Annotated in this window: 11 protein-coding genes; 9 read left to right on the top strand and 2 right to left on the bottom strand. The window is 35.1% G+C overall.

Going from position 1 to position 11,742, the window contains the following annotated elements; all coding sequences use genetic code 11:
* The first annotated feature begins 139 nt into the window (after positions 1-139).
* The 4 genes from HU235_RS10875 to HU235_RS10865 all read left to right on the top strand — a co-directional run bounded on the left by HU235_RS10875 (position 140) and on the right by HU235_RS10865 (position 5,794).
* On the top strand, positions 140-937 hold the full coding sequence (locus HU235_RS10875; protein WP_174880237.1) for an alpha/beta hydrolase: 798 nt from the start codon (positions 140-142) through the stop codon (positions 935-937).
* Positions 938-1,593: 656 nt separating this feature from the next.
* Positions 1,594-2,097 carry an ABC transporter substrate-binding protein gene (locus HU235_RS25295; protein ID WP_267905714.1) on the top strand — a complete coding sequence of 168 codons (504 nt, stop codon included), beginning with the start codon at positions 1,594-1,596 and terminating at the stop codon, positions 2,095-2,097.
* 41 nt (positions 2,098-2,138) lie between these two features.
* The gene (locus HU235_RS25290; RefSeq protein ID WP_267905713.1) at positions 2,139-2,885 is read left to right on the top strand and encodes an extracellular solute-binding protein; all 747 of its coding nucleotides are present in this window, start codon (positions 2,139-2,141) and stop codon (positions 2,883-2,885) included.
* 329 nt (positions 2,886-3,214) lie between these two features.
* Positions 3,215-5,794, top strand: coding sequence for a rhamnogalacturonan lyase (locus HU235_RS10865; protein ID WP_095298479.1), 2,580 nt, complete (start codon positions 3,215-3,217; stop codon positions 5,792-5,794).
* A gap of 220 nt (positions 5,795-6,014) precedes the next feature.
* On the opposite strand, the gene HU235_RS10860 is transcribed toward HU235_RS10865, so the two are convergent.
* Positions 6,015-6,575 (bottom strand): phospholipase D-like domain-containing protein, encoded by a 561-nt coding sequence (locus HU235_RS10860; protein ID WP_095298481.1) that lies wholly within the window; start codon positions 6,573-6,575, stop codon positions 6,015-6,017.
* A gap of 211 nt (positions 6,576-6,786) precedes the next feature.
* Here HU235_RS10860 and HU235_RS10855 point away from each other — a divergent pair, with 211 nt between their 5' ends.
* Both HU235_RS10855 and HU235_RS10850 read left to right on the top strand, forming a co-directional pair.
* On the top strand, positions 6,787-7,443 hold the full coding sequence (locus tag HU235_RS10855; RefSeq protein ID WP_095298483.1) for a helix-turn-helix domain-containing protein: 657 nt from the start codon (positions 6,787-6,789) through the stop codon (positions 7,441-7,443).
* A gap of 18 nt (positions 7,444-7,461) precedes the next feature.
* On the top strand, positions 7,462-8,406 hold the full coding sequence (locus HU235_RS10850; protein ID WP_095298485.1) for an LCP family protein: 945 nt from the start codon (positions 7,462-7,464) through the stop codon (positions 8,404-8,406).
* 221 nt (positions 8,407-8,627) lie between these two features.
* Here the strand turns inward: HU235_RS10850 and HU235_RS10845 are convergent, their stop codons facing one another.
* Positions 8,628-9,236 (bottom strand): TetR/AcrR family transcriptional regulator, encoded by a 609-nt coding sequence (locus HU235_RS10845; RefSeq protein ID WP_095298487.1) that lies wholly within the window; start codon positions 9,234-9,236, stop codon positions 8,628-8,630.
* 195 nt (positions 9,237-9,431) lie between these two features.
* Here HU235_RS10845 and HU235_RS10840 point away from each other — a divergent pair, with 195 nt between their 5' ends.
* From HU235_RS10840 to HU235_RS10830, 3 genes are all read left to right on the top strand, one after another.
* Entirely contained in the window at positions 9,432-10,190 is a 759-nt protein-coding gene (locus HU235_RS10840; protein WP_095298489.1) for an SDR family oxidoreductase, read from the top strand.
* Positions 10,191-10,412: 222 nt separating this feature from the next.
* Complete coding sequence (locus tag HU235_RS10835) at positions 10,413-10,802, top strand: hypothetical protein (protein ID WP_095298492.1); 390 nt, start codon at positions 10,413-10,415, stop codon at positions 10,800-10,802.
* A 2-nt stretch (positions 10,803-10,804) separates the two neighbouring features.
* Positions 10,805-11,488, top strand: coding sequence for a PspA/IM30 family protein (locus HU235_RS10830; RefSeq protein ID WP_174880236.1), 684 nt, complete (start codon positions 10,805-10,807; stop codon positions 11,486-11,488).
* Positions 11,489-11,742: the final 254 nt, after the last annotated feature.

Genomic DNA, 11,742 nt, shown 5'->3' with positions numbered 1-11,742 from the left:
CTGTTGTACAGAAGCTAGCTCCGATTAATTTTCAAGGCAGAAAACGAAAAGAAAAAGGGTAAATTTGAAATAAATAGAATTATAGAGTAAAAGGATTTTTCTATGTAAAAGTAAACTTGTTAAGGGGGGGGGGCTTCATTTGATCCATAAATTATGGCCTGATAACGTGCCTTACAATCAAGGGGAAAATGGGGAAGAGGAACCAATTATTACAGCTTATTTATTGGAGAAGCAAGAAAAACATGGCGCAATTATTGTTTGTCCAGGAGGAGGCTATGCAAGACGTGCTGATCATGAAGGAGAGCCTGTTGCAAAATGGTTGAACCGTCTCGGAATATCTGCGTTTGTTCTAAATTATCGAGTTGCACCATATAAACATCCTGTTCCACTACATGACCTGCAGCGCGCAATCAGATATGTGCGCTATCATGCAGAGAAATGGAATCTTGATAAACAAAAAATTGGAATACTTGGCTTTTCGGCAGGAGGTCACCTTGTCTCAACAGCAGCTACTCAATTTGATAGCGGTAACAAAAATGCAAGTGATTTGATTGAAAGGGAAAGCAGCAAGCCAGATCTTGCGGTTCTTTGCTATCCGGTTATTTCTTTTATGGAATCATATCATGAAGGCTCAATCATTAACTTATTAGGAGAAAATGCTAGTACAGATCAGCGACTTTTATTATCGAGTGAAAGAAATGTTTCTGAAGCTACACCACCAATTTTTCTTTGGCATACAGCTGATGATGCAGCAGTTCCTGTTGAGAATAGCCTTATGTTCGCACAAGCATTAAGTAAACAAAAGGTACCATTTGAAATGCATATTTTCCCTAGCGGACGTCATGGCTTAGGTCTTGCTGAGGAAGTTCCAATCGTTAATAAATGGACTGATTTGTGTCAAGCATGGCTAAGTAAACAAGGATTTGGTTTAAATTAGATTAAGATAAGAGTGATAAATGATTTAAATATAGGTTGTATTAGGAGGCAAATTATTGATAATAGCCTCTTTTTCTATGTTTAGAATCAGTGGTGCATTTTCAATTTAATATTTTTGCTCTCATAATTTATGCAGTAGAGCATATAAATTTGCGTATCTACTTAAGAGAAAAAAATCATCTTCACTAACCTACACTATATGTTCGGGTCTCTGAAAAATCGAACCTTCAATAATTTATAATTTAAATCAACATTACATTTACAAAATTCATATACACCAATAGTTTAAAAGTCATTTCAAATAATCAACAATCAAGCTATAAAGCAGGGTAACTATTTTGGGATATTATTTTGCATACATAGTATAAGAAGTTAAGTGTTACGCATGATAGTTTCAACTCTTGAATAAATTTAATTAATTATAAGAAAGAAAGGATAATGATGTCCTAAATTAGACTATAAGGAGAAAGTTAGGGTGTACCACTTTATATGGAACTTTATGAAAGCGCTTAAAAAGTAGTGGGGAATATTAAGAAATTATGAACAGAAAGAAAATCAATAAGTTTTAAAGTTTTTTAGAGGGGGTGATAAATCTATTTTAAATGTGATGAACGGCGAAAGGATAAAAAAATGATAAGAACAAGGGGGCGTTATAAAATGAAAAAGTGGTTACTGTTAGTTTTATCTGCAATCATAGTGTTTTCGTTAGCAGCTTGTAATAGTACGTCAAGTGAGTCAAATTCAGATTCAGGGGCGGGTAAAGATGAAAAAATTACACTTCGTATGGCATGGTGGGGATCTGATCCAAGACATGATTATACATTAGAAATTATTGAATTGTATGAAAAGCAGCATCCTAACGTGAAAATCCAACCTGAATATGCAAGCTGGGATGATTATTGGAAGAAGATGGCTCCTCAAGCAACAGCGAATAAGCTTCCTGATATTATTCAAATGGACCTTTCTTACATTACACAGTATGCAAATAACAATCAATTAGCTGATTTAAAACCATTCTTTGGTAAAGAAATTAATACAGAAGATCTGAGCCAGGACTTTCTCGATGGTGGAAAAATTGGTGATAAATATTATGGGTTAAACGGTGGGGTAAATGCTCTTAGTTATCAATATGATCCTGCATTGCTAAAAAAATTGGCGTAGATAAAATTCCTGATAATTGGACATGGGATGATTATATCGAGATGGCTAAAAAGGCAGCTAAAGAAGGACTGTATTTTGAAAATGGACCAGGAACGGCACCAGATGTATCTTTTAATTATTATTTAAGAACGAATGGAAAAAGACTTTATAGTGAAGAGGGTACAGCCTTGGGCTATGATGATGACAAGTTATTTGTGGATTTCTTTAAGATGTATTCTGATTTAGTGAAAGAGAAGGCGATTCAACCACCTGATGCAAGCGCGCAAGTTAAAGGGTTAGAGGATGATCCTGTTGTTAAACAACAATCTATTGGTCTTATTCAGTGGTCTAATCAGTTTGTTGGGATTCAAGAAGCATCAAATCGTCCACTTGAAATGACCAATTTACCGGGACCAAATGCAGATAAAGGCCTATTCCTAAAGCCGAGTTTGTTTTGGTCTGTTGCCGAAAGCTCCAAGCATAAAGCTGAAGCTGCTAAATTTATCGACTTCTTAACGAACGATATTGAGGCCAATAAATTAATGCTTGGTGATCGCGGTGTTCCTGGCTCTCCGAAAGTCCAAGAAGCGTTATTACCGTTATTGACTCCGTCACAAAAACAAGTATTCAATTATGTCGCTTGGGCTGGGGAACATAGCTCACCATATAATGGCCCAGATCCGACTGAAGCAGGCGAAGTAATAAATCTTCTAAAGAACTTTGCTGATCAAATGGCTTATGGAGTTATGAAACCAGAAGAGGCTGCAAAACAATTTAGACAGCAAGCTGAAAGTATTTTAGCACAATAAAACTTAAATAAAGATGCTACTGAGCCAAAAGTGTCTGGCAAAATGATTCTTTTACTAGGTTCAAGTGGTTAAAATAAAGGGGATAAAGCTGATTTTGAGAGCTTCATCTCCTTTTACTTGTTCTATAGTAAAAACTTCACTGTTTTTTTAACATTAATCTCTGATATCTATCTATTTTTTTCTAGTCAATTCTATTAAAATAACCAAGATTTCATCTTTGAGTAAACAAAGAAATGTAAGGGTTTACATTTTTGTTTGGAGGTGGTGATTCAAGGAAAATAGTCAATTTTAGAAAATACATCATAATGGGATGGAAAATGGGGAGGTAAATGAAGGTGGGAAAAGGAATAGTACAAAGAATATCTGTTTTAATGAGTACGGTTATGTTAACTTCTACATTATCTGGAATTACACCGTTTTCAACACCTTTAGTCAAAGCTTCTGAAGCTGCTCGTTCTAAACAAAGCAGTTCGATCCAACTAGAATATCTTGATAGAGGGGTTGTTGCGGCAACTACCTCTGAAGGTATATTTTTAAGCTGGAGACTTTTAGCTAATGAAGTATCAGGCCATTCAGAATCAGGATTAACAGGTGTTAATTTTAATGTTTATCGAGATGGTAAAAGAGTTGCCACAGTAAGGGATAGTACAAACTTTTTAGATGACAGTGGTTCTGCTACATCAAAGTATTATGTAGCGGCTGTTAAAAATGGCAAAGAAATTGAGCAAAGCGCTGAAGCTTCACCTTGGGATAATACATATTTTGATTTAAAGCTGAAAAAGCCAGAAGATGGTGTAACACCAAGTGGGGAGGCTTATTCATACACAGCAAATGACATGAGTGTTGGAGATGTTGATGGTGACGGACAATACGAATTTTTTGTTAAGTGGGATCCGACAAATTCAAAGGACGTCTCTCAAAAAGGATATACAGGTAAAACGTATATTGATTGCTACAAAATGGACGGTACATTGCTTTACCGTATAGACCTAGGAGTCAATATTCGTGCAGGAGCTCATTATACACAATTTCTCGTATATGATTTTGATGGCGATGGAAAATCAGAACTTATGTTTAAAACAGCACCAGGAACAAAAGTCATTAAGTTCAACAAAAAAGGCGAGGTAGTGTCTGAACAATTTATTACGATGCTCAAGGAGGATAAGCAAGCTGGATACAGCCATGAAGATGATTATCGTATGAACAGTGAAGATTACTATAATCATCTGGTGGACATGTTCAAAAATTGGCATACCCAAAAAGAGGTTGTTAATGGGAATTGGCCGGCAACACTTGAGGAATGCTTTGGTATTGAAAAGCAATTTAATTATCCATTGTCTACTGAAGATGCGAAAAAATTAGCAGACTATTTTATTGATGTATATGCTCCAAGTAGAAGTGCGCGCAATGATCTAAGAGATTTTGAGGGCTTTATCCTTAATGGCCCAGAGTACTTAACGGTTTTTAATGGAGAAACAGGAGCAGAAATGGAGACAATTCGTTACAAATATGGACGTCATGATGACGGGCTTATGTGGGGGGATTATGCAATGTCCCGAATTGAGCCTGGTAATCGAGTTGACCGGTTCCTAGCTGGTGTCGCTTATTTAGATGGGAAAAAGCCATATGCAGTCTTTACTAGGGGGTACTATACTAGAACAACAATGGTTTCTTATAGCTGGGATGGAAAGCATCTTAAAGAAGAATGGGATGTTGATAGTGGCTGGACTCCTATGACAAATCCGTTTAATGATGGTCCGCACGGTCGCTTGGGAACAAGCGAGGAGTATGGATCCCTTACAACTCAAGGTGCTCATTCACTAAGCACTGCAGACGTTGATGGTGATGGGAAGCAGGAAATTATTTACGGCTCGGCAACAATTGATCATGATGGATCCTTGTTATATAGCTCAAGTGATGTCATGCCACCTGAAAGTGCGACACCAGGTGTAACAGCAGGATTAGGTCATGGTGATGCTTTACATGTAGCTGATATCGATCCGAATAAAGCAGGATTAGAGATTTTTATGGTACATGAAGGTGGTAGCTATGCTCCATATGGATATTCTCTAAGAGATGCTGCAACAGGTGAGGTCATTTATGGTGGGTATACAGGGAAGGATACAGGTAGAGGGATGATTGGAGATGTTCTTCCAGAACAGGAAGGATTGGAGACATGGGCGGTAGGTCTATGGACAGCAGATGGAAAAAGGCTTAGTACAAATGCTCCAGGAACGAATATGAATATTAAATGGTCTGCAGATATGACAACACAAATTGTCAATGGCTCTATTGATCAAACACCAACCATCCAAGATTGGAAAAAGGGCACAGTTCTGACAGCATCAAATACGAGAACAAATAACTACACAAAGGGAAATCCATCCTTAGTCGCTGATATATTTGGAGATTGGCGAGAAGAGCTGCTTGTTCGAACAGAAGATAGTCAGGCAATTCGGATTTACTTGAGTACGGAGGTAACGGATCGAAAACTCTATACGTTAATGCATGATGCTCAATATCGAACAGGTATTGCTTGGCAAAATGTTGGATATAATCAGCCGTCCTATCCTAGTTATTATTTCGCTTCAGACACGAATTGGGGAAAAGTACCGACACCTACTATTTGGATGCCAGGCGAACTTGGAGCATTAAATAGCTTAGTAGCTTCGTTTGTAGAAAAAGGTGATGTTAAAGGCTCGCTAGCATCTCAGCTTGAGAACTCGTTAAAGCAAGCTCAGCATCATATTAATAAAGGTTCTTATTCTAAAGGAATTTCGTTTTTAGAAAAATTCATTAGACAGCTAGAGCAAAAGAATAAAAAGGATGAAGTAACGGAGAAGGCGAAAACTATCTTGATAGCTAAAGCTGACCAATTAATTGTGAATATAGAAAATATAGGATCATAGATTGTAAACGAATTTGCAATGAACATTTTAAAAAGCTACTTTGAAAAGAAGGTAATGATACGTTCTATTCTAAAGTAGCTTTTTCTTTTGACGGATTACATCATGATAAAGTGTGAAATAAGTCTGCATATGTAAAGAGAAGAAAAGTGAAAAATCTAGTACAAAAGTAGCGGTTATCCCTATTATAAAGTTAAGTAGTTTTGTAGTTTTAATATTTAAGTTACAAATCCAATTCCTCTAACGAATCACTTTCCCACAATTCCATAAATACTTTATTCATTGATTTTGCCATTTTGATGTCGTTTATAGCTAGAAGGATTTCTTGATTCTCTTCCGCTGATTTTTTTGTATAGTTAAAAGAGCCTGTTACAACAGTTTTTTTATCAGAGATTGATAATTTCATATGCATCTTCTGTTCTTTATTAATCTTAATAGGTATGTTGTGCTCTTTGAGATTTTGAAAGATAGCCCAACTATCGCTGTTTTCTGCCTTTTTTGCATCAGTAATAATTCTAATAGATACCCCTCTTTTCTCAGCATCCAGTATTGCAGCTAAGATTTGTTCATTATCAAAGTTGTAAATGGCAATGTTAAGCTCCTTTTTAGTAGTATGAATGACTTTTAATAATGCTTCTTCTGGATTCCCTTTAATATCACTTAGTGAAAAGGATAATTTTGTGTCACTTACGTCCGACTCGCCATCTAAAGCTGATGTAATAGTAAAAAAGATGTTTATAATAAATGACAATACTAACAAGATATATAGAATAGAATTTTTCAAGCTTTACACACCTTATCTATTTGTAATTCGTTGACAATACGTCAAAAATTATGTATTAGTAGTTGTTTTTAGATGTTGTAAATATAACCGAACGTTGACAAAGTGTCAACATTCGGTTATATTTCATAAAGATTTTAAAACTCTAATCCAGAAAATGTTTCTTTAAAATAAAATGATCAAGCGGAATTAGTAAGAAAGGTGATGAACGAAAGTGGCAGAACAAATTTCAGAGAATAAACTCGGTTTATTGCTTAAGGAATTATTAAAAGAACGTTCAATTTCCATAAGAAAATTTAGTGAAATGACATCTATTGATGCTGCGTCTATATCAAGAATTATTAATGGTAAAAGAAAGGCAAAACCAGAGCATTTACAAGAGTTTGCAAGGTGTCTGGATATACCAGTGTATGAATTATTTGTTGCTGCTGGTTATGAATTAAAGCAGAAAAAAGAGAACACGGATATCTATGAATCTCTTGAAAGTATTCAAAGTACTCTTCAAGCTTCAGGAGTATATAATGACTCATTTTCAATTGAGCGAATTAAAGAAAAGCTGCAAAATTATCAGCAGTATTCGCAAACAGATGAAGGAAAAGAGAATATTCTTAGCAATTTTGAGACGAAGGTACAAAAAACAGGAAGTATTGGTCCGTTTATTAATCAATTAAAGGGAATGTTTGACAAGTTTCGTATGAGAAAAGGAACAACATTAGAATTAGTAATAATGGGAAGTGCACTCATTTATTTTATTACTGCAGTAGATGTCATGCCTGATTATCTCTTTCCACTTGGATATTTGGACGATGCAGTAGCAGTTAAACTATCGTTAAACCTATTAAATGGAAAAAATGATATATTCAACATATAACTAGGAGATGTATGCAATATGGTGAAAGAACAACCTATCAGGAAAAAGAGGAAGCGGATAAAACGAATAGTGACAATACTGCTTATGGTTTGTGTAGCGATTACCGGCTATTGCATCTATCAATATAAGAGTGGTTTATCCGAAGCAAGGAATGGCCTATATAAAAATGATGGAAAACTATTCGGTGACTTCCAAGGAGCTGAGCCTCAATTTGGAGAAATAAACATATTATTAATTGGAAGTGACTCAAGAGGGGAGAAACAAGCTCGTTCTGATACATTAATGATTGCCCATTATAATCAAAACACTCATAAAATGAAGATAGCTTCGATTATGAGAGATACATATGTAGAGATTCCAGATCATGGCATGCAAAAAATGAATGCTGCATTTGCCTTTGGTGGACCAGAGCTAGTTAGGAAGACAATTAAATATAATTTTGATATAGATATTAACTACTATGCAATTGTTGACTTTGAGGGTTTTACCAAAATTGTAGATCTTATTGCACCAGATGGGATTGAAGTTGATATACCTTATGAAATGAGTTATGGGATAGGAATGACACTTCATCCGGGCACTCAAGTGCTACGTGGAGATGAATTGTTAGGATATGTTCGTTTTCGTCACGATCGATTGAGTGATTTTGGTAGAGTACAAAGACAGCAAGAAGTAGTTTCAAAAATCAAAGATCAAGCGATCAGTATTCATAATATAGTAAACCTTCCAAAGATACTTGGAATGGCTGACCCGTATATTGATACTAATGTAGATGCTCCAACTCTTATATCAATAGGAAAGGGATTAATTACTGGCAAATCAAAATCCATGGAAACGATTCGCATACCAGTTAAAGATTCCTATGAGGACGAAACGGTAGACGTTGGGGCAGTGCTAAAAATTGACTTGGACAAAAACAAACAAGCTTTACAACAATTTTTAGTATCGAATGAAGATGATTAAATGTCAGAGGGAATATAGGATTTTGTCTAATAAATTGAAGTCTTCCACATTATCAAATTATCTTTTTGAGTAATAAGAATTATTGGACTGAATTTGTAAGGTAAATGCTGAACATGAAGTTCATATTATACCCTTTAATCGGTAACTAATTTGTAATCTGAAACCCTTGCTAATGAAGAGTTTCAGATTTTTTTGTGATAGAAGATATTTCTCTCGATTAATTAGTTTTCAAAATTTGTTTTTACAACTGAAGAGGCTATACTATGTTTTAGAATTTCTAACAATTGTTCGGCCATATAAGTTGAACTATAAATAAAGCCTCCGTTTATCCATTCTATAATCAAACCTAAAATAGCATATGCCTGATAACTAGCATGTAGCTCTCTGTTTACTCTCGGATTTGGGAAGGAGTCGTTTAAGTCATTCAAGGTTAAGTCTTTTAAGACAGCGCAAAATTTTTGTTGAAATCCTGTTAACACATTTGGTTGAACAATAAGCGAGTAAAAATTTGAATATTGCTGTACATGATCAAATACTTTAACTGCTGATGTAGTGAGTTTATTAACTTCTAGTAATTGAATGCCCTTATATGGTTCACGATATGAATCAACTAGGCTTGTGAGCACTTCGTCTATGATTTCATTGAATAAGTCTTCTTTATATTGATAATGCTTGTAAAAGGTTCCCCTGTTTAAATCTGCAAAACGGACAATATCAGTTATCGATATTTCATTAAAATCCTTCTCTTTCATTAATGATAATATTGCATCTTTCATCGCTTTTTTAGATTTCACAATTCTTCTGTCAATATAGTCATTTTTATTAGACATTTTTCTGCTCCGATGTTCATTATATTTTTTTATTGCACATTAGTTGTGAATCTGTTTATTAATAGACAATTTCCTCATGTTTTGCTGATTGTATAATCTCTTTATAGGAAATTATACTATAGTTAGTAGTTAGCTAATCAACAACTGTTTATTAAAAATTGAACAAACTTACTATAGAATTTGGAGGAATGGATGATGAGACTTCAAAATAAGGTAGCAGTCGTGACAGGGGCAGCATCAGGAATGGGGAAAGCAATTGCAATTCTTTATGCAAAAGAAGGGGCAAAAGTAGTCGTTTCTGATATCAATTTAGACGCTGCAAATCAAACAGTAGAGGAAATAAAAACAAATGGTGGAGAGGCAATTGCTGTATTAGCCAATGTTGCTAAAGAGGAAGATATTCAAAATTTAATCGATACTGCTGTTAGTCAATACGGTACTTTAGATATTTTAGTGAATAATGCTGGTATTATGGATAACTTTGAACCAGCTGGTGATATTGAAGATGAAAAATGGGAAAGAATTTTTGCTATCAATACGACAAGTGTAATGAGAGCGACACGTAAAGCATTAACAATTTTCTTAGAAAAACAATCTGGTGTAATTATTAATGTTGCGTCCGCAGGTGGATTACAAGGGGCAAGAGCAGGTGCCGCTTATACGGCTTCTAAGCATGCTGTTGTTGGTTTCACAAAAAATACTGGATACATGTATGCGACTAAAGGGATTCGTTGCAACGCAATTGCCCCTGGTGGAGTTGAAACAAATATCAGTTCTTCTATGACTGGTGTCAATCCATTTGGAATGGAACGAATTCAACCTGGATTAGCTATAAATCCACGTGTAGGAAAGCCTGAGGATATTGCGAATATTGCTCTATTCTTAGCCTCTGATGAATCAAGCTTTGTAAACGGAACAGTAATAACTGGAGATGCTGGTTGGACAGCATATTAATTAAATGAACTTTCTAAACGAGCCGACAAGTTGTTCTTGTCGGCTTTTTCTGTTTTATAAGTGTCATATTTAGACATTTTTTCAACTTTAAGTATCGCTTTTTTGAAATCTATTAAAAGATCAATATCCCTTCAAAAATTTTTATATTAGATAGGAACTTTCACCAATTTTTCACCAAACCCTACTAAACTATACCCATCAACAATGAAAGGAGAAATGAAAATGAAAAAAACGATAGCTTGGGGTTCGATAATTACTCCATTTGTTTTGGGAATCTACTTTTTGTTTGGAGGCTATAATGCTCTAGCGATGGGACCGCACGGACATGGACCTGATAGCATGATGCCAAGAGGAGACTTTGGTGGAGGGAGGATGATCGATGGTCCTCATCATGGAGGAGGGATTCCTTTGCTAGGGTTTCTTATATTCCTCATTATCGGAATTGTGATTGTTGTGTTCTTAATGAAATGGTTAAGAAAGAAATCACAAGCTTCTTCGATGCAACAGCTAATCAATACATCATTAATGAGCACTCACAAACCGATGAATCAAAATGAAACAATTTTAGATCAATGGGAAAAAAATCTAACAACTAAAAAGGAGAATGATTAAAAATGGGGATATTTAAAAGAATAAAAACTATTGCAAAGGCTGATATAAATCGTCTTTTAGATAATATGGAAGATCCGATAGCGATGCTAAATGAATATTCTCGAGAGATGGAACAGGAAATGTTGGAGGCTCAAAAAGCACTATCTCGGCAAATTTTTGTAGAAAATAAACAAGCGACACTTATCTATGATACGAAAAGTTTAATCGACAAAAGAACGAGACAGGCAAAGCTTGCGATTAATCATAAAGAGGATAATATGGCGAAATTAGCTGTTCATGAAAAATTAATTCACGAGAAACAACTTGCTGTCTATCAGCAACAATATGAAGCAATTCAAGGGCAAACGAAAATTCTTAAAGAAAAGCTACAAGAGCTTCAGGAAATTTACAGAGAGCTACAGCATAAAAAGGTGTTATTAGCGTCACGTGCTAATGTGGCACAATCGATTAAACAAATTCAAAATGTAACTGCCTCCTTCCATACAGACGCAATAACGAAAGGAGTTGCACGCGCTGAGGAGCGAATTTCATTAATGGAGGCAGAGGTACAGGCGGGTAACCAATTTATGAATCCATTAGCGCAGCAAGAGGCTCTCTATCACAATTATGTGAATGAAGAGGAATTAATTCAAGAGATTGAAAAGCTAAAGGGTGAAAAGGAAAGTCAGGTTAAGCAAGATTCATAGAGAAATAATTGGAAGCACTAAAAGGTTATGTTTAGTGCTTCCTTTTTTATATTTAAAGAAAGTTGAGTATTTTTGCCAAAGCGAAATAACCTGAAAGTAAGTAATTTTTATTAGAAAACAATTTAGCTATGAACAATATAATATATTGAAGTGATTTTTAAATGATTGAATTTGGAGGGAAGGTTCAATCTAGTAGTCAAAGTTATTCAAAATTCCTAGCAACTTCAAGTATATTTATCTATTCTTATAGAAAC

The sequence above is a fragment of the Metabacillus niabensis genome, assembly GCF_902829255.1.
Taxonomy (GTDB): Bacteria; Bacillota; Bacilli; order Bacillales; family Bacillaceae; genus Metabacillus; species Metabacillus niabensis.
The sequence above is the reverse complement of the archived record's forward strand: the minus strand, read 5'-3'. Positions and strand labels throughout refer to the sequence as shown.

Coding starts and splice junctions, on each gene's coding strand:
- HU235_RS10840 (WP_095298489.1), top strand. CDS start 9,432: ATGAGACTTCAAAATAAGGTAGCAGTCGTGACAGGGGCAGCATCAGGA.
- HU235_RS10835 (WP_095298492.1), top strand. CDS start 10,413: ATGAAAAAAACGATAGCTTGGGGTTCGATAATTACTCCATTTGTTTTG.
- HU235_RS10830 (WP_174880236.1), top strand. CDS start 10,805: ATGGGGATATTTAAAAGAATAAAAACTATTGCAAAGGCTGATATAAAT.
- HU235_RS10845 (WP_095298487.1), bottom strand. CDS start 9,236: ATGTCTAATAAAAATGACTATATTGACAGAAGAATTGTGAAATCTAAA.
- HU235_RS25290 (WP_267905713.1), top strand. CDS start 2,139: ATGGCTAAAAAGGCAGCTAAAGAAGGACTGTATTTTGAAAATGGACCA.
- HU235_RS10850 (WP_095298485.1), top strand. CDS start 7,462: ATGGTGAAAGAACAACCTATCAGGAAAAAGAGGAAGCGGATAAAACGA.
- HU235_RS25295 (WP_267905714.1), top strand. CDS start 1,594: ATGAAAAAGTGGTTACTGTTAGTTTTATCTGCAATCATAGTGTTTTCG.
- HU235_RS10865 (WP_095298479.1), top strand. CDS start 3,215: ATGAAGGTGGGAAAAGGAATAGTACAAAGAATATCTGTTTTAATGAGT.